A 21,486-nucleotide genomic window follows, 5' to 3' on the forward strand; every position below is an offset into this window, starting at 1 on the left:
CATGACCCGGGTGCTCGTGGTCGACGACGAGCCGCAGATCGTACGCGCCCTCGTGATCAACCTGAAGGCGCGCAAGTACGAGGTGGACTCGGCCCCCGACGGCGCCACGGCGCTTCAGGTCGCCGCGGCCCGCCACCCCGACGTGATCGTGCTCGACCTCGGTCTGCCCGACATGGACGGCGTGGAGGTCATCCGGGGCCTGCGCGGCTGGACGCGCGTCCCGATCCTGGTGCTCTCCGCCCGGCACAGCTCGGACGAGAAGGTCGAGGCGCTGGACGCGGGCGCCGACGACTACGTGACCAAGCCCTTCGGCATGGACGAACTCCTCGCCCGGCTGCGCGCCGCCGTCCGCAGGGCGGAGCCCACAGGCCCCGGTGACGACGACGTCCTGGTCGACACCGGCGACTTCTCCGTCGACCTGGCCGCGAAGAAGGTCAACCGCGGCGGACGCGACGTACGCCTCACCCCCACGGAGTGGCACCTCCTGGAGGTCCTGGTGCGCAACACCGGCCGCCTGGTCAGCCAGAAGCAGCTGCTCCAGGAGGTCTGGGGCCCCTCGTACGGCACGGAGACGAACTACCTCCGGGTCTACATGGCGCAGCTGCGCCGCAAGCTGGAGGCGGACCCGGCGCACCCGCGGCACTTCATCACGGAACCGGGAATGGGATACCGGTTCGAGAAATGACCGGATACGGGTGACCGGATACGGGTTCGGGAAATGACCGGAAATACTGAGCGGACCGCTCGCTTCACCAGCCCCCGGAGCGGGTAAGTGAGCGGGCATACGCACAGCTGAGCGCACCCCTGTCCCGGGTGTCGGCGCCCACCGGTACGCTTCTTGTATGAGTGCTGTTTCTGGTTCCGACAAGCCGGCGGGCCGCTTCCGGCGCATGCTCGACCGGCTCTCCTCCTCCCAGGAGGACCTGGAGTCGGAGGAGCTGCGGGAGGACGCCGAGACAGCGGGCTGCGTCCGTATCGGCGACTGCCAGGACCGCCAGATAGTCACCGTTACTGGTACCTTGCGCACGGTCACTCTGCGACCACGCGCCGGGGTTCCCGCCCTGGAGGCCGAGCTGTTCGACGGCTCGGCGGCGCTGGACGTGGTGTGGCTCGGCAGGCGCTCCATCGTCGGGATAGAGCCGGGGCGCAGGCTGATCGCATCGGGCCGGATCTCGATGAGCCGAGGCCGCCGGGTGCTGTTCAACCCCAAGTACGAACTCAGACCCCTCGGACGGGAGTAACCGGTGACGTCCCTCGACAAGCCGACGGACCACGGGAGCGCCGATCAGGACGCCGATTCCAGGGCCGTGACCGAGGCAGCGCTCTTCGAAGCCTTCGGCGGCGTGCGGGGCATGGTGGAGACGGTCGTTCCCGGCCTGCTCTTCGTGACCATCTTCACGATCAACAAGGACCTGCACATGTCGGCCATCGCGGCCCTCGCGGTGTCCCTGGTGCTCGTCGTGGTCCGCCTGGTCATGAAGGACACCGTCAAGCACGCCTTCAGCGGTGTCTTCGGTGTCGCCTTCGGTGTGGTCTTCGCGATGATGACCGGCAACGCCAAGGACTTCTACCTGCCCGGCATGCTCTACACCCTGGGCCTCGCCCTGGCGTACATCATCACGACTCTCGCGGGCGTCCCGCTGATCGGCCTCATCCTCGGCCCGGTCTTCAAGGAGAACCTCTCCTGGCGCACCCGCAACCCCGGCCGCAAGAAGGCGTACGCGAAGGCCAGCTGGGCCTGGGGCCTGATCCTGCTCGCCAAGTGCGCGATCCTCTTCCCGCTGTACTGGTGGGCGGACACCACCCAGTTCGGCTGGGTCCTGGTCGCCCTGAAGATCCCGCCCTTCCTCCTCGCCGTCTACCTGACCTGGGTCTTCCTCGCGAAGGCCCCGCCGCCGATCGACGTCTTCGCCGAGATGGAGGCCGCAGAGAAGGCGGAGGAGGCCCGCAAGGCGGAACGCGAACGGGAGCACAGGGGCGCCTGAAGCCGCCCCGGAGGGGCGGTCCAGGGGCGCGGGGAACTGCGCGACAAGCCACGACGCACCCGCACCAGTCATACATACGCACGAGATGGGGGCGCCCGACAATCGCCGGGCGCCCCCATCCACGGTTCAGAGCCCAGGGGCTAGCTCTCGCGCCGCACCGAAAGCAGATCCTCCAACTGCTCCTCACGCGCCTGCGCGGCCACGAAGAGAAGCTCGTCCCCCGCCTCCAGGGAGTCGTCCGCCGTCGGCGCGAGGACACGCGTACCGCGGATGATCGTGACCAGCGACGTGTCCTCGGGCCACTGCACGTCGCCGACCTGTGTGCCCGCGAGGGCCGACTCGGGCGGCAGCGTCAGCTCGACGAGGTTCGCGTCGCCGTGGCTGAAGCGGAGCAGCCGGACGAGATCGCCGACGCTCACCGCCTCCTCGACGAGCGCGGACATCAGGCGCGGCGTGGAGACCGCGACGTCGACGCCCCAGGACTCGTTGAAGAGCCACTCGTTCTTCGGGTTGTTGACGCGGGCGACGACCCGCGGGACGCCGTACTCGGTCTTGGCGAGCAGCGAGACGACGAGGTTGACCTTGTCGTCGCCGGTCGCGGCGATCACGACGTTGCAGCGCTGGAGCGCCGCCTCGTCGAGCGAGGTGATCTCACAGGCGTCGGCGAGCAGCCACTCGGCCTGCGGCACGCGCTCCACCGAGATGGCGGTCGGCGCCTTGTCGATGAGCAGGATCTCGTGCCCGTTCTCCAGGAGCTCACCGGCGATGGAACGGCCCACCGCGCCTGCTCCGGCAATGGCGACCCTCATCAGTGACCGCCTTCCTCGGGGCCTTCGGCGAACGCCGCTTCGACCTTGTCGACCTGGTCGGTGCGCATCATGACGTGCACCAGGTCACCTTCTTGCAGGACCGTCTGCGACGTCGGCAGGACCGCTTCGCCCAGCCGGGTGAGGAAGGCGACGCGGACGCCGGTCTCCTCCTGGAGCTGGCTGATCTTGTGCCCGATCCACGCCGCCGAGGCGTGCACCTCGGCGAGCTGGACACCGCCGGTGGGGTCGCGCCAGAGCGGCTCGGCGCCGGAGGGCAGCAGGCGGCGCAGCATCTGGTCGGCGGTCCACCGGACCGTGGCGACCGTCGGGATGCCCAGGCGCTGGTAGACCTCGGCGCGGCGCGGGTCGTAGATGCGGGCCGCGACGTTCTCGATGCCGAACATCTCGCGGGCCACGCGGGCGGCGATGATGTTGGAGTTGTCGCCGCTGGAGACGGCGGCGAAGGCGCCCGCCTCCTCGATGCCGGCCTCGCGCAGGGTGTCCTGGTCGAAACCGACGCCGGTGACGCGGCGGCCGCCGAACCCGGAGCCGAGACGGCGGAAGGCGGTGGGGTCCTGGTCGACGACGGCGACCGTGTGCCCCTGTTGTTCCAGGTTCTGGGCGAGAGCGGACCCGACTCTCCCGCAGCCCATGATGACGATGTGCACCTGTCCTTTACCCCGCACTCCTGGTCATCCCGCTGACCTGCGAAAACATCGTGCTCACTCTTCTCTCTCACTCTGCTGGCAACAACGGGGCAACAGCGTGCGGCGTTGCCAAGAGACGAGCTTAAGCCGCAACGAGGCCCTTGCACTCACTCGCGTACTCACCACGGACACACCCGGGCTGGACCCGGGTCCGTCCCCGGGCTCACCCATGAGGACGCGAAAGGGCCCGGCGGAGGTGAGAGCTCAGTCCACGCTGCGCAGCAGCCCCTCGACCTTCTCCAGCCGGTGGCCGAGCTCGACGAGCTGGAGGCGGGTCGACTCCTGCTCGGACCTGGCGCGCTCGACGGCCTCACGGTACCCCTGCATGGCCTCGGCGTACTGCCGGTCGCGCTCGCGGTTGCGCTGCGTCTGGAAGTAGGCGACGGCGACGATCGCGCCGGCGAGTATCAGGAAGAAAGCGACGGGAATGATCACGTCGTCCACTAGGGCGTCCCCTTTGCTGAGTGCTGTCCGTCATCGCCCGACCGACCTGTCTGACCCGACTGGTCGTGGCGGACGGCCGCGACGATCGTATCCGCGTTCAACTGCACGTCGAATGGCGCCAGTTCGAAGTACTTGAGCGCCTTGCCGTCGTCGGAGAGCTCCAGGTGGCCGACGACGAGGCCTGCCTTCTCCATGCGTTCGAGGTGCATGTAGAGCAAGGGGCGGGACACCCCGAGCCGGCGGGCCAGCTCGCTGACGTACAGCCTGCCGGACGCGAGCTCGGTGATGATCCGGATGCGCTGTGCATGGCCGACCGCCGCGAGAAAAGCCAGCAGCTCCTCGCTGTCCATGGTCCGCCTTCGCGCTGCTCCAAAACCTGTCAGTCAAGGCTTACGCATGACGGGAACCGCTGTCAATCCGCGGCGCGCCGACGCCTATCCGCTCATCCATGACAGTTGACGGCTCGTTCCGCCACCTGTCAGTCTCCACTTACACATGAAGCACGAGCGATGCCGAAAGGGCGGGGGACGGACATGAGAAAGCGATCGGTCACGGTGCGCGTGGCCAGGTGGAGCGCGCGGCACCCATGGCGGGCGATCGTCGGCTGGCTGGTCTTCGTGGCGCTCTGCCTCGGCGGCGGAATCGCCGCCGGGACGAACAGCGCGACCTCGGCGGACTTCCGCGTCGGCGAGGCGGGCCGGGCCGAGGCCCTGGCCGACGAGGGCGGCATCCCGCACCGCTCCACGGAACACATACTGATTCGTGCCGCGACGGGCTCCTGGGACCGGCCGGGACCGCTGGACAGGGCGGCCGCCGACGCCGCCGTCAAGGACATCACCGACCGGATGCGGGCCCTGCCCGAGGTCGCCGCGGTCAAGGCTCCGGTCGCCTCCGCCGACGGACGCGTGCTGCGGGTCCCGGTGGAGCTGACCGGCTCCGACCAGGACGACCAGGAACGCGTCCCGCCGCTCCAGGCCCAGACCGCGCAGGCCGCCGAGGCCCACCCCGGCCTGCGGATCGAGGAGACCGGCGACGCCTCCGTGAGCAAGGGCGTCGAAGGGCAGCGCGACAAGGACCTGAAGTTCTCCGAGGCGATCACCCTGCCGATCACGCTGATCACGCTCGCCGTGGTCTTCGGCTCGGTCGTCATGGTCGGCGTACCGCTGCTGCTCGCCATCACCTCGATCATGGCGACGATGGGCCTCGCGATGGTGGCCTCGCACCTGCTGCCCGACACCGGCGTCGGGATGAGCATGATCCTGCTCATCGGCATGGCGGTCGGCGTCGACTACACGCTCTTCTATCTCAAGCGCGAGCGCGAGGAGCGGGCCCGCGCGGGCGGCCGCCTCACCTCGGAAGCGCTGGTCGAGGCCGCCGCCGCGACGGCGGGCCGGGCGATCGTGGTCTCCGGGCTCGCGGTCATCGTCTCCACCACCGCGCTCTTCCTCGCCCGTGACGTCATCTTCGACTCGCTCGCCACCGGCACGATCCTGGTCGTCGCCGTCGCCGTGGTCAGCTCCGTGACGGTCCTGCCGGCGCTCCTGGTCCGGCTCGGACGACGGACCGAGCGCCGCGCGGCCAGGCGCGCCGCGCGGGGCAAGCCGGTCCGGTCGTACGGGGCGTCAGGGCTGCCAGGGGCGTCTGGGCAGTCCGGGTCACCTGGGCAGGCCGCGTCGTCCGCGTCCTCCGCGTCGTACGGCGAGAAGAAGCCCGGACGTGCCTGGAGCGCCCTGCTCGCCCCCGCCCGTAAGCGCCCCGCGCTCACCCTCTGCCTCTCCGTCCTCGCCATGCTGGGCCTGGCGCTGCCCGCCCTGGACATGAACCTCAAGAACCCCGCGCGCGACAGCTTCTCCCGCGAGATCCCCGCGATGCGGGGGTACGACAGGCTGCTCGAAACCTTCCCGGAGCAGCGCCTGCGGCACCTCGTCGTGGTGCGGGCCGAGGCCTCGCGCGCCGCCGACGTGCGGGCGGCCCTGGAGCAGCTGGACCGCAGGGCGCAGGCCGACCCGCTCTTCTCGCACCCCTCACGCACCCCGCTGCTCCGCACCTCCGACGACCGGCGGACCACCACGCTGGAACTCAACGGTCCGCACCCGACGTACTCGGAGAAGGCCGAGGACTCGCTCGACCGCATCCGGCACGACCACATCCCCGCGACCGTCGGCAGGCTGCCCGGCGTCGAGACGGCCGTCACCGGCGAGGTGGCGCGCGGCGTCGACTACGTGGAACACCAGAACGAGAAGCTGCCGCTCGTCCTCGGCTTCCTGCTCCTGATGACCTTCGTCATGACGGTCTTCGCGTTCCGCTCGGTCGTCCTCGGAGTGCTCGGCGTCGTCCTCAACCTGCTCTCCGCCGCGTCGGCGCTCGGCGTGCTCGTCCTCGTCTTCCAGGGCGAGTGGGCCGAGGAACTGCTCTCCTTCATCTCGCTCGACGGCATCTCCTCGCGCGTGCCGCTCTTCCTCTTCGTGATCCTCTTCGGGCTCTCGATGGACTACCAGGTCTTCGTGGTCAGCCGCATCCGCGAGGCCGCCCTGAACGGCGTGCCCACGCGCCAGGCGGTCATCGACGGCATCACCTCCTCCGCCAAGGTCGTCACCAGCGCGGCGCTCGTCATGGTCACCGTCTTCGCGAGCTTCGTGATGCTGCACATCCTGGAGATGAAGCAGATGGGCCTCGTCCTGGCGGTGGCCGTCCTGCTCGACGCGTTTGTGATCCGCGTCATGATCCTGCCCGCCGCGCTGCTGCTGCTCGGCCGCGCCACGTGGTGGCCGTCGGGCGCGATCCGCCGCGCGGAGGCCCGGGTCGCCGCGGAATTCCGGGGGACAGGGGAGCACGGAGCGGGGGAACAGGCCGTGGAGGAGCGGTTCACGGGGGAGCACCACGCCCGTCCGGAGGGGCGCAGGATCGCACAAGGCCGATAGCCGGAGCAGTTGGGGGTGGTGGGTGGGCGCGCCCCCATTCGAACGCTTACGATCCTCTCCGTGTCCAAACTGACCGACGTGCCCAAACGGATCCTCATCGGGCGCGCACTGCGCAGTGACCGGCTCGGAGAGACGCTCCTGCCGAAGCGCATCGCACTCCCCGTCTTCGCGTCCGACCCGCTCTCGTCCGTGGCGTACGCGCCGGGAGAGGTACTTCTCGTCCTCTCCATCGCGGGCGTGTCGGCCTACCACTTCAGCCCGTGGATCGCCGTCGCGGTCGTCGTGCTGATGTTCACGGTCGTCGCGTCCTACAGACAGAACGTGCACGCGTACCCGAGCGGTGGTGGCGACTACGAGGTCGCCACCACCAACCTCGGCCCGCGCGCCGGACTCACCGTCGCGAGCGCCCTGCTCGTCGACTACGTCCTGACGGTGGCCGTGTCGATCTCCTCGGGCATCGAGAACCTCGGCTCCGCGGTCCCGTTCGTGGTCGAGCACAAGGTGCTCTGCGCGTCGGCGGTGATCCTGCTCCTCACCGTGATGAACCTGCGCGGCGTGAAGGAGTCCGGGAAGCTCTTCGCGATCCCGACGTACGTCTTCGTGGCCGGCGTCTTCATCATGATCGCGTGGGGTGCCTTCCGCGGCCTCGTCCTCGGCGACACGATGAACTCGCCCACCGCCGACTACGAGATCAAGCCCGAGCACCAGGGCCTCGCGGGCTTCGCCCTCGTCTTCCTGCTCCTGCGGGCCTTCTCCTCGGGCTGTGCGGCGCTCACCGGCGTCGAGGCCATCAGCAACGGCGTCCCGGCCTTCCGCAAGCCGAAGTCCAAGAACGCCGCGACGACCCTCGCGCTCATGGGGGCCCTGGCCGTCACGATGTTCTGCGGCATCATCGGCCTCGCCATGGCGACCAACGTCCACATGGCCGAGAAGCCCGCCGACGACCTGATCCACAACGGTGTGCCGGTCGGCAGCGACTACGTCCAGAACCCGGTGATCTCCCAGGTCGCCGAGGCCGTCTTCGGCCACGGCAGCTTCCTGTTCATGATCCTCGCCGCGGCGACCGCGCTGGTCCTCTTCCTCGCGGCCAACACCGCGTACAACGGCTTCCCGCTGCTCGGCTCGATCCTGGCGCAGGACCGCTACCTGCCGCGCCAGCTGCACACCCGCGGCGACCGCCTCGCGTTCTCCAACGGCATCGTGCTGCTCGCCGGCGCGGCCGCGCTCCTCGTGGTCGTCTACGGCGCGGACTCGACGCGCCTCATCCAGCTCTACATCGTCGGCGTCTTCGTCTCCTTCACGCTCAGCCAGATCGGCATGGTCCGGCACTGGAACCGCCACCTGGCCACCGAGAAGGACCGGGACAAGCGCCGCCGCATGGTCCGCTCCCGCGCGATCAACACGTTCGGCGCGTTCTTCACGGGCCTCGTCCTCGTCGTCGTCCTGGTCACCAAGTTCACGCACGGCGCCTGGGTCGCCCTGCTCGGCATGTGCATCTTCTACGCGACGATGACGGCGATCCGCCGCCACTACGACCGCGTGGCCGAGGAGATCGCGGCCCCGGAGACCCTCGGCGACGACAGCGTGCGCCCCTCGCGGGTCCACTCGATCGTCCTGGTCTCCAAGATCCACCGTCCGACGCTGCGCGCGCTGGCGTACGCGAAGCTGATGCGCTCCCACACGCTGGAGGCGCTCAGCATCAACGTCGACCCGGCGGAGACCAAGGCCCTCAAGGAGGAGTGGGAGCGCCGCGGCATCACGGTCCCCCTGAAGGTCCTCGACTCGCCGTACCGTGAGATCACCCGCCCGATCATCGAGTACGTCAAGAACCTGCGCCGCGAGAGCCCGCGCGACGTGGTCAGCGTGATCATCCCCGAGTACGTGGTGGGCCACTGGTACGAGCACCTGCTCCACAACCAGAGCGCCCTGCGCCTCAAGGGCCGCCTGCTCTTCACACCGGGCGTCATGGTGACCTCCGTCCCCTACCAGCTGGACTCCTCCGAGGCCGCGAAGAGGCGGGCCCGCAGGCGTTCGGAGTGGAACGCGCCGGGAGCGGTGCGGCGGGGACCGGTGGAGAAGCCGAAGCGCGTGAAGGAGCCGAGCAAGAAGGCCTGACGCGCTCAGGCCCGCTCTGGTCGGACGGCCGGACGACACCCACGTAGACTGGTGGGCTGTGGTCCGGCCGTCCGTGGTCCGGCCGTCCCCTTTCACTCTGACGTTGTGGAGTCACCCCGCCATGCAGGCAGACCAGAACAACCCGCAGGCGGGACACGCGTCGACACCGTCGACATCGCCGGTCTCACTGATCGGTCAGGAGTACGAGGTCGAGATCGGCCCCGTCGCGCACGGCGGCCACTGCATCGCCCGTACGGACGAGGGCCAGGTGCTCTTCGTCCGGCACGCGCTGCCCGGCGAGAAGGTCGTCGCACGCGTGACGGAGGGCGAGGAGGGCGCACGCTTCCTGCGCGCGGACGCGGTGACGATCCTGGACCCCTCCAAGGACCGCGTCGAGGCCCCCTGCCCCTACGCCGGCCCCGGCCGCTGCGGCGGCTGCGACTGGCAGCACGCGAAGCCGGGCGCGCAGCGCCGCCTCAAGGGCGAGGTCATCGCCGAGCAGCTCAAGCGCCTGGCCGGACTCACCCCCGAGGAGGCGGGCTGGGACGGCACGGTCATGCCGGCGGAGGGCGACAAGCTTCCGCCGGGTGAGGTCCCGTCCTGGCGCACGCGCGTCCAGTACGCGGTGGACGCCTCGACCGGCAAGGCGGGCCTGCGCCGCCACCGCTCGCACGAGGTCGAGCCGATCGAGCACTGCATGATCGCGGCGGAGGGCGTCTCCGAACTCGGCATCGAACAGCGCGACTGGTCGGGCATGGCCTCGGTCGAGGCGATCGCGGCGACGGGCTCCCAGGACCGCCAGGTGATCCTGGCCCCGCGCCCCGGCGCGCGCCTGCCCATCGTCGAACTGGACAAGCCGGTCTCGGTGATGCGCGTGGGCGAGAAGGACGGCGGGGTCCACCGGGTCCACGGCCGCCCCTTCGTCCGCGAGCGGGCCGACGGCCGCACGTACCGCGTGGGCAGCGGCGGCTTCTGGCAGGTCCACCCCAAGGCCGCCGAGACCCTCATGCTGGCCGTCATGCAGGGCCTCACCCCCCGCAAGGGCGAGTCGGCCCTCGACCTCTACTGCGGCGTCGGCCTCTTCGCGGGCGCACTGGCCGACCGCGTCGGCGAGAAGGGCGCGGTGCTCGGCATCGAGTCCAGCAAGCGCGCGGTGGAGGACGCCCGCCACAACCTCGCGTCGTTCGACCGCGTCCGCATCGAACAGGGCAAGGTCGAATCGGTCCTCCCGCGCACGGGCATCACGGAGGTCGACCTCATCGTCCTGGACCCGCCGCGCGCGGGAGCGGGCAAGCAGACGGTCCGCCGGCTGGCGGAGCTGGGCGCGCGCCGGATCGCTTATGTGGCTTGCGATCCGGCGGCGCTGGCGCGGGATCTGGGGTACTTCCGGGAGGGGGGGTATCGGGTGCGGACGCTGCGGGCGTTTGATTTGTTTCCGATGACTCACCATGTGGAGTGTGTGGCGATTTTGGAGCCTGCTGATAAGGGTCGCTGACCTGCGGCTTTGCCCGGTGCATTATGGGCGTTGTGTGCGTTACGGGCGATATCTTGACACACAAGCGACGCTCGTGGCGCACATATGACGCGCGGTTGGAGCACTCTCTAACGGGTTGTCAGGGGTATGTTTTCGCAGGTCGCGGTCCGCAGAAGCGCATCTTTGGCTTTCTCTTGGCGAAGCTCTGACGGTTATGGCCGGACGGAGATCGGCTTAGACGCCGTCTCCACCGGCGCCTGCCGTTCTTGACCAGCACGCAGAGTGGGTCGCCGCGATGTCGATGATCATGTCCTCCTGGCCGCCAACCATGCTGCGCCGACCGGCTTCGGCGTTGCGTAGATCCCCGCGAGAGCGGGTTGGCGAGCTGCTTGCCGATGTTCTGCTGAAGTCTCGCGGGGTCCATCGGCGAGTGAGGCATATGCAGGGGGGCTGCTGGTATCAGTCATTGCACGCTTTCGGCAGCCTTGCGCAGGTGGGCTCGATTGTGCTTCGGAGTATCACAACGCGAACCGGTATATGCAGTGCCGTATGGCGGCGAAAGGGAGGTCGTTACAAGCAGCCTCTCGACGGGCGCGCTGGATGGGGCAATGGAGTTTTAGGGAAGTGGTACCCGCTATCGGCAACCGGTGGCCCTGCTCGACTGTTGCAGGTGTGCGCCGGAAATCGCTATCTATGGCCGCTAAACGTGAAATTGAGTGGCCCAACGCCATAACGCTCAGCCCACGTTCGGAAGCCGACCACGTTCAGTCAAGTGGCCACCGCGCGGAATAACTAGGCGAGGGAAAAGGCGTTGAGGCGGGCGCGTGTAAGTCCCACGTACAGGGCGCGATGATCCTCTTTTCCAGGGTCCAGACCGTTTGCCAGCGCTGCAGCTTCCGTATGGCTTAACTTGATGGCTACCGTATTCCACTCCCGCCCCTTGGACTGGTGATAGGTGAGACCTGGTATTAGCTGGCCCTCCGTTAGTCGAAGTGTCAGAAGGGTGAGGGCGCTGGTTGGTTTGCGGGCGAATTCAGCAGCAGCAAGCATTGGAAGGCGGTCGGCCAGGCTTGCTGTGAGTCTTTGCCACACCAGCGATATCTGCTGGCCATCTTTTAGGTCACTAATGGCAGTCTGCAGATGGGGACGGGCTATAATGTTCAATTCTTCTTTGTCAAGCCCGAGCGTGATCAAAGCGTCGAGCAGAAATGTCACCTGCGTGCCTAGAGCGGCTTGCGCGATCTCGTTGAGGAGCAAGGTGCAGATCGCATCTTGCATCTGACCGACACCGGTCTTGATGGCCAGAGGCAGGATAAGGGGGTCGCACGCCCATAACTGTTTCCATTTGTAGGCGAGTGCTACATCGGCTTCGCGGGCGTGTCCATCTGGCAATTTGACCGGAAGGCGCCGACGCAACTGTCGTGCGGTCCATGACTGTCTATCAGTTCCCCAGCGAAAGGAGACATCCAGGTGATGCGTGGTGAATCCGTTGTCACTGATGTACTTTGCCATTGCGTCGGGGCGTGCGCCTCTGAACTGGTACAGCGCCTGCCACGGATCGCCCACTAACGTGAGAAAGGTTGACGCTGATGCAGCGAGCGAGAATATTTCCCGGTCCAGGTCGTTGGCGTCGAACACTTCGTCCACGGTCAACGACCGTACTGAGTTCTCGAAGTATGCAACCAGTGCCTGGCGTGCGGGAGTAGTAGTGAGAGCTCCTTGGAGCACCTCGCGCACGTTGTCGTGTGTACACGTGCCAGCCAATACGGCTTCCTTGAAGTGCAGGGCTGAAGGCTGGCTGGTGGGCTGGTGCTCGTTAAGTGTCCTTATGACAACATGACCGCTATCGATCTGGAGGACGGGCCTTATGCGGCTGCGCCGCGTGGCGATAGCAGTCCGCCAGGAGTCCACCACCTCCAATTTGGTATGCCCTCCTGGCCAGTGCAGTACGCCTTCATTCAGCAGGTAGAAGAGGAGGTCGCAAAGCAGGGTGTCCAGGGTAACGATACGATGAGGCCAGCGCAGTGAAGCCGAGCCCCATTGCTGGGATACTCGTGTGCGCAACTCTTCGGTGGCTGATCTGGTGAAGCTGACCGCTACCACCGCGCGCGGGTCAGAGAAGGCAGCGAAGCGGTGCAGGCCGAATCGCATGGCCGATACAGTGGTCTTTCCTGATCCGGGTGCAGCTTGGACGTAGATGCGGCTGTTTGAGCAGCCGCTAGCGGTCAACTGTTGGGGCGTCAACGCATCAAGTCCCGTGTTGGGGCTAGGCATGGCCCTGCCCCCGTGAAGCGGCTCCGGGTATCCCTTGCGCGGGCCAGGCTCCCGGTCGGCGCTCTGCCATGTAGTTCTGCTGGATCGGAGGCTCGTGCGGAAGGTCGCCCTGGCTCTTTGTCCCGTCCTCTGCGCTGGCTTCGGCACCGAACTCATGCTCAGCGCTGACCGGCTCGTCATCCGGCCAGTACCCCGGGTCGTTGAGCTCGTCATCCCAGTCGATGACGTCTGGCATTCCGTCCCAAATATTGTCAGGTGCCAGCCACTCGGGCGGTTCCACGGCAGCCTCGTCGGAGGTCAAGTCGCTGGCAGAACTGGGCGGGGCGGGGTAGAGGAAGTCGAAGAGTTCTCCAAGGTGATCGGGCACCGATACGGAGCAGAAGTCGCCACCTGCCTCGCGGCCGGTGTCGTTGGTTTCCCTGAGTGCCGCGGCGAGAGCGAGGGCGAACTCGGCCTTGCGGCGGGCACCACGGCCCTCTTTGACTGCTTCTCCGCCGCTTTTTCCCGAGCTTCGGCTGGCGAAGTATGAGCGAACGCTGTCGACGGTGACTTCGCCCAACGGATGGGTTGGGTCTATCGCTAGTTGGGCCTCCGCGACGAGGTTCTCGTTGCCCGGAGTGATCGCCGGTTCGAGAGTGGGATGGCTGATGAACACCCGGGCTACGGACTGATCATGCTCCGTCGCCCATTTTGGAACATCGCGAGTGATGTCGAAGGGAAGGTCGCTGTCGCTGTCCCGGAGGATGGCCAGCTTCGTGCACAATTCTTTGCCAGGTGTCGCCAGGAGACGAGCAGCCCACGGGCCGACCTTGGTCCCCATCGGGATTATGCTGAGGGCGTCAATGAAGGCTTGTTTGGCTTCGTCTTGACCTGCCCAGGTTCGGCCGAACTCGCGCACCACTGCGCCCTCGGTGACCCCTTCAACCAGGAGAAGGCGTTCGGCGAAGAGAGCCGATGAACGACTTGCGTCCAAGTGCAGCCTTGCCAGGCGAAGCGTGGCGTCGCGATATTGGTCCGGGACTACGTCCTTGACGCAGTGGCTCACACTGCCGCGGTCGGTGCGACGTACGACGACGAGCTCCGTGGGATCGCAAGCTGTGATGATGTCAGTCGCGTGACTGGTGAGGATCACCTGCAGCTCGGGGCGCGCCTTGACGGTCCTACGCAGGTACCGGACCAAAGAGTGCTGCAGCTGTGGGTGCAGATGAGCTTCAGGCTCTTCGATGACGACCGTTGCGTGAAAGGGTGTCGTGGAGAAGAAGGAGTCTTCTTCAGAGGCCGCCTCAGCATGCGCTTGAGCCAAGTTCTCGAATGCTTGCCGCGCCTGCTCCTCCTCGGACGTGGGCTCACCGTTAGCGTCGCCTAGTGTATTCGTTGACGAGCGAGGGACCTCTGTTGAGTCGGGTATCGCAGCTAGCGTTACGGCAATATGAAGCAGGTTGACGTACCCCAGGCCAGAGACCTCTAGAGGGCGGGCTGAGGAGCGGCCCTCGATGACGGCGAGCATGATCTCCAGGACGCGGGCGAGATAGGCATCATCCATCACCTGGCCGCGCACGTAGGGCCATTGCGGGCTCACGCCGGCCGACAGCCTGCCCATCTGCCCACTGATGCGGGCCTCGACGGCTTCGATCAGACTGTCCCTGGCTAGATCCTCCAACAGCCGGGAAGCACGAGCCCGTAGAGCCACTAAGTTACGGCTACCGTAGAGCTCCTGCTGCCGCGCGCGGAGAAGCTCCACCAAGATGCGCACCTCACGGCGCGCCAATTCGTCCAACGGATGACGCCATGCGGGCAGATAGATCAGCTTGAAGGGATCCATCCTCCGGGCAAGGCCGTGGTTGCTTATCAGGCGCGAGGTGACTGTTCCCAGTTGCCGTTCCAGAGAGACACTCCAGGATTCCGCCTCGCCACCGAGTCGCCGGTGCCCGTCTGTGTGAATTTCGCGCCCCAGGCGTCCCTCGGCCTGGATTTCGTCGGCAAGGGTGTACGTGATGTCCACACTGCGTTCGACACCCGTATCGGGCGCCGCCAGCACGGCTGAGGTCGGCCTTGGGAGCACCGGGAACCGGCTTCCTGGATGCGCGAGGTACAGCGCGTCAGTGAGTGTCGTCTTCCCTGCACCGTTCGGGCCGATCAACACACTGAACCTGCCAGGCAGGTCGCAGCTCATTGGTGTCTCTGCACTCGCGCGCAGTCCGCTTACCTTGACGCGACTCAGATACACGGCCGCCCCCCGATCCACTCCGTCACTGGGGCAACATCATCGCTCATCAGTGCGACGTGCCCTCATCTGTCGCACCGCCGGGCGATTCGGGCTCGGCCGAGACCAACGTCGACTCTCAGCGAGGGCGGGAAGCAGTCACCGATGACCTGCCGCCTGGACCCTCGTCTGCATGAGAAGTGGTCAGGTAGTCCTTCCGGGCCTGGGAGGCTTGAGGGTTGGCCGCAGAAGCGGCATGGCGGGATTGGTTGCCCCAGTGCGTCCACCGGTGCCCTTACGGCTTCGGTTCCTGTGGGCGGGACTCGAGCACGATTGACCGGCTGCCGCGTTCCTGTTTCGGTTGGTTTGCTTGGCCGTCGTTGCCTTCGGGTTGGGTGACCTGACTTACTGCGGGCCCCGAGGCGGCCGGTTCGGTGGGGAGATGACGAAGTAGTGGGTTGGCCGTGCCGGGGCTGGGAGCTGCGCTTCTAGGTTCTCCGGCATGGATACAGACAGCGTTCTGGCCCTGGGACTTCGTCGGGCCGGGGGCATCCGTCCGGCCGTGCTCCAAGGTCCGGATGCCAGTGCCAGTGCCAGTGCCAGTGCCACTACGCGTACGAGTACTAGTGCGCGTGCAGAGGGGCGCGTTTGGGTGGGGCCGCCTGTTAGCGGGGCCTGGGTGCCGGGGGCGGCTGTCGGGCGGCGGCAGTGGGTTGAACTGGCCGGTCCGCTGGGGCTCGAGGGCGGTGGCGTGCTGCCCGATGTGCGGATTGCCTATGAGAGTTGGGGCGTCCTCGCTCCCGACGCGTCGAACGCGGTGCTCGTTCTGCACGGGCTCACGGGTGACAGTCATGCGAGCGGGCCTGCGATGCCGGGGCATCCCACCGCCGGGTGGTGGGACGACCTTGTCGGGCCCGGCCGGGCAGTGGACACCGACCGGTGGTTCGTCGTCGCGCCCAATGTGCTCGGTGGCTGCCAGGGGTCCACCGGGCCCGCCTCGGCTACGCGGCACGGGCGCCCCTGGGGGTCGCGCTTCCCTGCCCTGACGATCCGTGACCAGGTCGCCGCCGAAGCCGCTCTCGCCGATGCCCTCGGGATTCGTACCTGGGCGGCCGTCCTCGGTGGGTCGATGGGTGGCATGCGTGCCCTGGAATGGGCCGTCGGCCGGCCGGACCGGGTGCGCACCCTGGGAGTGCTGGCCTGCTCCGCGGCGGCCACGGCGGACCAGATCGCCTGGTCCGTTCCCCAACTGCACGCCATCCGCAGCGATCCCAACTGGCGCGGCGGCGACTACTACGAGGCCCCGGACGGCTGTGGTCCGCACCGTGGCCTCGGTAACGCCCGCCGCATCGCCCACATCACCTACCGCGGTGGCGCCGAGCTCGAGGAGCGCTTCGGCAGGCGGGTCGAGAGGCGTCGGGGCAGGACCGCCTCCGCGGTAGACGCCCGCTACGCCGTCGAGTCCTATCTCGACCATCACGCCGAGAAACTCGTGCACCGCTTCGACGCGGGCAGCTACGTCGTGCTCACCGACGCGATGAACCGGCACGACATCGGGCGCGGGCGCGGGGGTGTGGAGGCGGCTCTGCGGCGCGTGCGGGCGGATGCGTTCGTCGTCGGGTTCAGCAGTGATCGGCTGTTTCCGCCCTACGAGCAGCACCGGATCGCCCGCGGGCTGCCGCGCTGCGTGCATTTCTCCGTCGTCGAATCGCCCACGGGGCACGACGGCTTCCTCATCGAACACGAGCAGATCGGTGCTGTCCTCCGGCAGGCACTGGCACTGGCGCACTCCGGTGAGCGGACCGAGTGAGCCGGCAGGAACGAGAGAGACAGGAAAGCACTCCATGACGGAAGCTATGGCGCCTGCGGCCTGGTCCTTCGAGACCCGGCAGATCCATGCCGGTACGGCGCCCGACCCGACGACCCTGGCCCGGGCCGTGCCGATCTACCAGACGGGAGCCTTCGCGTTCCAGGACACCGCCCACGCGGCGCGCCTCTTCACCCTGGAGGAGAAGGGCAACATCTACTCGCGCATCCAGAACCCGACCCACGAAGCCCTCGAACGCCGGATCGCCTCTCTGGAGGGCGCCGTCGACGCCGTGGCCGTGGCTTCCGGGCACGCGGCCGTGGCCCTGGCCATCCTGAATCTGGCCGGTGCGGGTGACCATGTCGTGTCGAGCGCGACGCTGTACGGCGGGACGTACAACCTGCTGCGGCACCTGCTGCCCGAGTACGGGATCGAGACGACGTTCGTCGACGATCCCGATGACCCCGACGCGTGGCGGCGGGCTCTGCGGCCCACCACCAAGGTGGTGTTCGGCGAGACGGTGGGCAATCCCCGCAACAATCTCCTCGACATAGGCGCGGTGGCCGGTGTCGCGCACGCGGCCGGGGTGCCTTTCGTGCTCGACAACACGGGCCTCACGCCGTACCTGTTGCGGCCCGCCGAGCACGGCGTCGACGTGGTGGTGCACTCCACGTCGAAGTACCTCTCCGGGCACGGCACGGTCATCGGCGGTGTCGTCGTCGACAACGGCACCTTCGACTTCGGCGCGCACGTGGACCGCTTCCCGAAGTACAGCGAACCCGACCCGAGCTTCCACGGACTACGGTTCTGGGACGAGTTCGGCCCCGGCGCGTACGCCCGCCGGCTGCGGCTCCGGCTGCTGCGCGATCTCGGGCCCGCCACCACACCGTTCACCAGCTTCCTGGTGCTCCAGGGCCTGGAGACGCTCTCGCTGCGCATGGAACGGCACGTGAGCAATGCCCTTGAACTCGCCCGCTGGCTGGAGGGCCGGCCCGAAGTCTCGGCGGTCCACTATCCCGGGCTGCCGTCCAGTCCTTGGCACGGCCTGGCGCGGAAATACCTGCCGCGGGGAGCGGGCGGAGTCGTCTCCTTCGAGCTGGCCGGCGGGCGGGAGGCGGGCGCGCGCTTCATCGACGGCCTCGAACTCGTCAGCCACCTCGCCAACATCGGCGACGTACGCAGTCTCGCCATCCACCCGGCCAGTACGACGCACTACCAGCTGACGCCCGAACAGCAGCGGGCGGCGGGCGTGGCGCCCGGCCTCATCCGGTTCTCGACCGGCATCGAAGGCATCGAAGACATCACATCCGACCTGGCGACCGCACTGGCGGCAGCCGACCCGGCCCCCGGCCGGACAACGAAGCAGTGAGGGCGGCAGCCGTGCGGCATCTGGTCTTTGTCGATTCGAGCGTCCTTGGCCTGCGGGCCATGGAGTACGCGAAGGAGAGAGGGGACAGCGTCACCCTCCTGTGGTCGTCGCGGTACGACTTCATGCACACCCCCGCCAGCCGTGCACGGGCCCTCGCCCTCGCCGACCGGGCCATCGAGGTCGCGGAGCTCCATGATCCGCAAGCGGCGCTCCGGGCGCTGCGCGCCGCCGGGGTGCCCGCGGAGGGGATCGACGGGGTGATCGCCACCCTGCACATGCTGGCCGGAACGGCCGCGCGGCTCGCCGAGCTGACCGGTGCCCGGGGGCCCTCGCCCAGCGGTGTGGCCGCCGCCCGCGACAAGACGGCCTGCCGCAGGACCGTGGACGAGCACGGCCTGCCCAACGTGCGGTACGCCGAGGTGACCGAGGTCGGAGCGGCGCTCGCCGCGGCCGCGGACATCGGCTATCCGGTCGTCGTCAAGCCGGTCTGCGGCGTGGGGAAGAACGTCACCACGTTCGCCCGGTCGCCCCAGGACATCGAGCGGCACTTCCAGGAGGCCGGGGCCCGGCTCGACTCCCTCGAACAGGGTTTCGCCGTGGACCTCGACGACCGCTACATCCTCGAGGAGGTGGCCGTCGGCCCGCTCTACTCGGTCGAGGTCGCCACGGACGGCACCACCTACACGCCGCTCGTCACCGTGCGCCGCAAGCTGGGTCTCGGCAACCCGGTGCTCGAACTCGGCTCCACCGTGCCGTGCGGCCTGCCCCCGGCCGCCGAGCGGGAACTCGGCGCCTACGCGGTCGACGTGTGCCGGGCCCTCGGCCTGGACCTGGGCCTCTTCCACGTCGAGGTGATCGGCACCGCGGACGGCCCCCGCCTGGTGGAGGTCAATCCGCGGATCGCGGGCGGCACCGTGCCCGAGGTCATCCGGGCGGCGACCGGCCGCGGCCTCTTCGAAGTCCTCGTCGACCTGTACGTCGGCGAGCCGCTGTCGCCCGAACCCTTCCCGGTCGAGACGGCCGCGAGCCACACCTTCCTGGCGGCCCGGGAGGACTGCGTCGTCCGCGACGACCTGCCCGCCGACTGGTTCGAGGCGTTCCGGCCGCGGCTGCACTCCGGGTCCAGCAGTATCGGTCCCGGCTCCCGCCTGCTCGGCATGGAGGGCAACACCACCACGTACGGCGTCATCCGGGTGGTCGCCGAGGACGCCGCGCGGGCCGAGGCGGCCTGTGCGGAGCTGCGTGAGGAGATCTCGGAACTCCTCGGCTTCCCCATGGTGCCGCTGGCTCCCGGCCTGCTGGAGGCGCGCTCATGAGCGCCCGGCCCACCGGGGACGCGACGGAAGGCCCGGCACCGGACGACACGGCGCCCGACGCCGCTGCGGCGCGCCGTGCGCTGTTCACCTCGCGCCGGTTCCTGGTGCTCTGGACGGCCATGCTCGTCAGCTCCGCCGGTACGTTCTTCCTGCTGCTCACCGCCTCCTCCTGGCTGCTCACCGAGGGCGGCTCCGGGCTCGGCGCGGCCGCCGTCTTCGGCTTCCAGTGGATCCTGCCGGTCCTGCTGGTCGGCGTCGTCCGGAAGGTGTGCGAAGGACCACGGCTGCGCCGCACGGTCGTGTACGCCGAACTGGGCGGCGCCGTCGTCTCGTTGGCCATCGGCGTCTTCCTCGGCGCGGACCTGATCGTCGTGGTGCTCGGCTGCTTCCTGGTCCGCGGACTCCTGGAAGGCATCACCAAGACGGCCCGCGTGGTGTACGCACGGCAGCTCTTCGACGGGCCGGACCTCAAGCTCGCCTCGTACACCTTCAACAACTCCTACTACGTGGGCAGCGCGGCCGGCGGTGTCCTCGGCAGCCTGCTCGTCGGTGAGGTGTCGGTCGTCACCGCCGGGGCCGTCGACGCGGTCACCTTCACCCTCTCCGCCTGCTGCTACCGCCTGCTGCCGGCCGTCTCGGTGCCCCGCGTCGAGGGCACGGCGCGCCGCGGGCTGCCCGCCCAGGTCCGGGCCACCCTGAGCGGCCGGCCCGGGCTGATCCGTGCGGTGGTGCATCTCGTCCTCGCGGTCGGGGTGTTCCAGGGCTTCCACAGCGCGGCGCGCACGGTGGTGCCGGTCCACGTGCTCGGGCAGGGCGAGGCCGGCGTGATGAACCTGCAAATCGTCGCGGGCCTCGCGCTCGTCCTCGGCGCGGTCACCGTCCCCGTCGTGCTGCGCCGCACGACGGCCCGCCCCCGCCAGGGGCTCGCGCTCAACGCCCTGACCGCCGCCGTGATGTTCGTGGTCTGCCTCACCGCACAGCCGTGGAGCCTGTACGCCGCGTACTTCGGCTTCCTCTTCCTCTTCGAGTTCGCCTTCACGGCGGCGCAGGGGGAGGTCGTGCAGGAGTGCCCGGCCACCGACCTGGTGGCACTGACCAGCTTCGTCAACGCCCTCGGCACCGGCCTGCTGATCGTCTGCACACTGCTCGCCGGAGCGCTCTTCGACGTCCTCGCGCTGTCCACGGTCGGTCTGCTGTACGCGGCCCTCGCCGTCGCCGCGGGGATCGCCCTCGAAGTTCTGCTGAAGGCGCGGCCCGTGGCCGTGTCGGAGGCGAAGGCTCCGGCCGCGCAGGAGGTGAACGCCGCATGACGGCCCCGACACAGCCGGTGCTCACCCCCTTCGGACGGCGGCCCGGGGCGCTGAACACCGTGGTGTTCCATCCCGCGGGCGGCGGCCTCGGCCAGTACGTGACGCTGCTCTCCCGGCTGGCCCGGCGCGGCCCCGTCCACGGGGTGCGTGCCATGGGACTCGTACCGGGTGAGGAACCGGACCGCACGGTCGACGCCATGACCGAGCGCTACCTCGGGCTCATCCGCGACCTGCCGGACCGCCCGAACCTGCTGGTCGGCTGGTCGCTCGGCGGGCTGCTCGCCTGGGAGACCGGGGCCCGGCTCGCCGCGGACGGCCCCGCCCCCGCCGTCGTCATGATCGACAGTTTCGCCGAACCCTGGTCCGCGTACGGGAAACCGCGCGAGCGGCTCCTCGCGGACATCCGGCGCGGGGCGCTCGTCCCGATGGGCCCCGCGGCCTCCGAGGCGGCGGGCCGCACCGCCGAGGCGCACCTCGACGCCTGCGCCGCCCACCGGGTGACGAGCCGTCACACGGGAGCGGTGCTGCTCATGTCCTGTGCGGGCGCCGAGCGCGAGCGGCAGATCACCGACTGGCGGCGGCGGGCACCGCGGCTGGCCGTGACCGAGCTGGACTGCGGCCACTTCGAGACCTTCGGCACCGGGCACACCAGCACGGTCCTCCGGCACCTCGACACCTTCGTCGACGCCTCCGTGGCGTGTCCGACGCCCGCCCTTGACGCTCGCCCTCTGTGAATACCGTGAACACCGTGA

18 protein-coding genes are annotated in these 21,486 nt (G+C 68.6%); 11 read left to right on the forward strand and 7 right to left on the reverse strand.

Annotation, left to right across the window (positions count from 1 at the left end; genetic code table 11):
- The first annotated feature begins 1 nt into the window (after position 1).
- From ACZ4Z4_RS09385 to ACZ4Z4_RS09395, 3 genes are all read left to right on the forward strand, one after another.
- The gene (locus ACZ4Z4_RS09385; RefSeq protein WP_362992807.1) at positions 2-685 is read left to right on the forward strand and encodes a response regulator; all 684 of its coding nucleotides are present in this window, start codon (positions 2-4) and stop codon (positions 683-685) included.
- A 157-nt stretch (positions 686-842) separates the two neighbouring features.
- The gene (locus tag ACZ4Z4_RS09390) at positions 843-1,241 is read left to right on the forward strand and encodes an OB-fold nucleic acid binding domain-containing protein (protein ID WP_362992781.1); all 399 of its coding nucleotides are present in this window, start codon (positions 843-845) and stop codon (positions 1,239-1,241) included.
- A 3-nt stretch (positions 1,242-1,244) separates the two neighbouring features.
- Positions 1,245-1,985 (forward strand): DUF3159 domain-containing protein, encoded by a 741-nt coding sequence (locus ACZ4Z4_RS09395; RefSeq protein ID WP_468324516.1) that lies wholly within the window; start codon positions 1,245-1,247, stop codon positions 1,983-1,985.
- Positions 1,986-2,125: 140 nt separating this feature from the next.
- On the opposite strand, the gene ACZ4Z4_RS09400 is transcribed toward ACZ4Z4_RS09395, so the two are convergent.
- The 4 genes from ACZ4Z4_RS09400 to ACZ4Z4_RS09415 form a co-directional block, all read right to left on the reverse strand.
- On the reverse strand, positions 2,126-2,794 hold the full coding sequence (locus tag ACZ4Z4_RS09400) for a potassium channel family protein (RefSeq protein ID WP_362992296.1): 669 nt from the start codon (positions 2,792-2,794) through the stop codon (positions 2,126-2,128).
- The gene (locus ACZ4Z4_RS09405; protein WP_356249822.1) at positions 2,794-3,462 is read right to left on the reverse strand and encodes a potassium channel family protein; all 669 of its coding nucleotides are present in this window, start codon (positions 3,460-3,462) and stop codon (positions 2,794-2,796) included. Before ACZ4Z4_RS09405 ends, ACZ4Z4_RS09400 begins: the two co-directional genes overlap by 1 nt.
- A 243-nt stretch (positions 3,463-3,705) precedes the next feature.
- Positions 3,706-3,945, reverse strand: coding sequence for a hypothetical protein (locus tag ACZ4Z4_RS09410; protein WP_398305244.1), 240 nt, complete (start codon positions 3,943-3,945; stop codon positions 3,706-3,708).
- A complete protein-coding gene (locus ACZ4Z4_RS09415; protein ID WP_468324519.1) occupies positions 3,945-4,295 on the reverse strand; it encodes an ArsR/SmtB family transcription factor in 351 nt (116 codons plus the stop codon). The genes ACZ4Z4_RS09410 and ACZ4Z4_RS09415 overlap by 1 nt, the downstream gene beginning before the upstream one ends.
- A gap of 183 nt (positions 4,296-4,478) precedes the next feature.
- On the opposite strand from ACZ4Z4_RS09415, the gene ACZ4Z4_RS09420 reads away from it, so the two are divergent.
- The 3 genes from ACZ4Z4_RS09420 to ACZ4Z4_RS09430 all read left to right on the forward strand — a co-directional run bounded on the left by ACZ4Z4_RS09420 (position 4,479) and on the right by ACZ4Z4_RS09430 (position 10,476).
- Positions 4,479-6,866 carry an MMPL family transporter gene (locus ACZ4Z4_RS09420; protein ID WP_468324521.1) on the forward strand — a complete coding sequence of 796 codons (2,388 nt, stop codon included), beginning with the start codon at positions 4,479-4,481 and terminating at the stop codon, positions 6,864-6,866.
- Between the two features lie 60 nt (positions 6,867-6,926).
- Entirely contained in the window at positions 6,927-8,981 is a 2,055-nt protein-coding gene (locus tag ACZ4Z4_RS09425; RefSeq protein ID WP_468324524.1) for an APC family permease, read from the forward strand.
- A gap of 121 nt (positions 8,982-9,102) precedes the next feature.
- Complete coding sequence (locus ACZ4Z4_RS09430) at positions 9,103-10,476, forward strand: class I SAM-dependent RNA methyltransferase (RefSeq protein ID WP_468324526.1); 1,374 nt, start codon at positions 9,103-9,105, stop codon at positions 10,474-10,476.
- A 213-nt stretch (positions 10,477-10,689) separates the two neighbouring features.
- Here the strand turns inward: ACZ4Z4_RS09430 and ACZ4Z4_RS09435 are convergent, their stop codons facing one another.
- From ACZ4Z4_RS09435 to ACZ4Z4_RS09445, 3 genes are all read right to left on the reverse strand, one after another.
- On the reverse strand, positions 10,690-10,896 hold the full coding sequence (locus ACZ4Z4_RS09435; RefSeq protein ID WP_468325742.1) for a hypothetical protein: 207 nt from the start codon (positions 10,894-10,896) through the stop codon (positions 10,690-10,692).
- 351 nt (positions 10,897-11,247) lie between these two features.
- Positions 11,248-12,729: a UvrD-helicase domain-containing protein gene (locus ACZ4Z4_RS09440; RefSeq protein WP_468324529.1), complete on the reverse strand. Its 1,482-nt coding sequence runs from the start codon at positions 12,727-12,729 to the stop codon at positions 11,248-11,250.
- Positions 12,722-14,902: an ATP-dependent nuclease gene (locus ACZ4Z4_RS09445; protein WP_468324531.1), complete on the reverse strand. Its 2,181-nt coding sequence runs from the start codon at positions 14,900-14,902 to the stop codon at positions 12,722-12,724. Before ACZ4Z4_RS09445 ends, ACZ4Z4_RS09440 begins: the two co-directional genes overlap by 8 nt.
- Positions 14,903-15,584: 682 nt before the next feature.
- On the opposite strand from ACZ4Z4_RS09445, the gene metX reads away from it, so the two are divergent.
- From metX to ACZ4Z4_RS09470, 5 genes are read left to right on the forward strand one after another with little or no spacing between them, the layout of a single operon-like run.
- Positions 15,585-16,742: a homoserine O-acetyltransferase MetX gene (metX, locus tag ACZ4Z4_RS09450; protein WP_468324533.1), complete on the forward strand. Its 1,158-nt coding sequence runs from the start codon at positions 15,585-15,587 to the stop codon at positions 16,740-16,742.
- 34 nt (positions 16,743-16,776) lie between these two features.
- On the forward strand, positions 16,777-18,108 hold the full coding sequence (locus tag ACZ4Z4_RS09455; protein WP_468324536.1) for an O-acetylhomoserine aminocarboxypropyltransferase/cysteine synthase family protein: 1,332 nt from the start codon (positions 16,777-16,779) through the stop codon (positions 18,106-18,108).
- A gap of 59 nt (positions 18,109-18,167) precedes the next feature.
- The gene (locus ACZ4Z4_RS09460) at positions 18,168-19,424 is read left to right on the forward strand and encodes an ATP-grasp domain-containing protein (RefSeq protein ID WP_468324539.1); all 1,257 of its coding nucleotides are present in this window, start codon (positions 18,168-18,170) and stop codon (positions 19,422-19,424) included.
- Complete coding sequence (locus ACZ4Z4_RS09465; RefSeq protein WP_468324542.1) at positions 19,421-20,734, forward strand: MFS transporter; 1,314 nt, start codon at positions 19,421-19,423, stop codon at positions 20,732-20,734. Before ACZ4Z4_RS09460 ends, ACZ4Z4_RS09465 begins: the two co-directional genes overlap by 4 nt.
- Entirely contained in the window at positions 20,731-21,468 is a 738-nt protein-coding gene (locus tag ACZ4Z4_RS09470; protein WP_468324545.1) for an alpha/beta fold hydrolase, read from the forward strand. Before ACZ4Z4_RS09465 ends, ACZ4Z4_RS09470 begins: the two co-directional genes overlap by 4 nt.
- The last annotated feature ends 18 nt before the right edge of the window (positions 21,469-21,486 follow it).

The organism is Streptomyces sp. NPDC030245, assembly GCF_055572995.1.

Bases quoted from the DNA above. Each gene is read 5' to 3' on its own strand.
- ACZ4Z4_RS09385 (WP_362992807.1), top strand. From the start codon at position 2: ATGACCCGGGTGCTCGTGGTCGACGACGAGCCGCAGATCGTACGCGCC.
- ACZ4Z4_RS09390 (WP_362992781.1), top strand. From the start codon at position 843: ATGAGTGCTGTTTCTGGTTCCGACAAGCCGGCGGGCCGCTTCCGGCGC.
- ACZ4Z4_RS09400 (WP_362992296.1), bottom strand. From the start codon at position 2,794: ATGAGGGTCGCCATTGCCGGAGCAGGCGCGGTGGGCCGTTCCATCGCC.
- ACZ4Z4_RS09415 (WP_468324519.1), bottom strand. From the start codon at position 4,295: ATGGACAGCGAGGAGCTGCTGGCTTTTCTCGCGGCGGTCGGCCATGCA.
- ACZ4Z4_RS09420 (WP_468324521.1), top strand. From the start codon at position 4,479: ATGAGAAAGCGATCGGTCACGGTGCGCGTGGCCAGGTGGAGCGCGCGG.
- ACZ4Z4_RS09430 (WP_468324526.1), top strand. From the start codon at position 9,103: ATGCAGGCAGACCAGAACAACCCGCAGGCGGGACACGCGTCGACACCG.
- ACZ4Z4_RS09440 (WP_468324529.1), bottom strand. From the start codon at position 12,729: ATGCCTAGCCCCAACACGGGACTTGATGCGTTGACGCCCCAACAGTTG.
- ACZ4Z4_RS09445 (WP_468324531.1), bottom strand. From the start codon at position 14,902: ATGAGCTGCGACCTGCCTGGCAGGTTCAGTGTGTTGATCGGCCCGAAC.
- ACZ4Z4_RS09455 (WP_468324536.1), top strand. From the start codon at position 16,777: ATGACGGAAGCTATGGCGCCTGCGGCCTGGTCCTTCGAGACCCGGCAG.
- ACZ4Z4_RS09460 (WP_468324539.1), top strand. From the start codon at position 18,168: ATGGAGTACGCGAAGGAGAGAGGGGACAGCGTCACCCTCCTGTGGTCG.
- ACZ4Z4_RS09465 (WP_468324542.1), top strand. From the start codon at position 19,421: ATGAGCGCCCGGCCCACCGGGGACGCGACGGAAGGCCCGGCACCGGAC.
- ACZ4Z4_RS09470 (WP_468324545.1), top strand. From the start codon at position 20,731: ATGACGGCCCCGACACAGCCGGTGCTCACCCCCTTCGGACGGCGGCCC.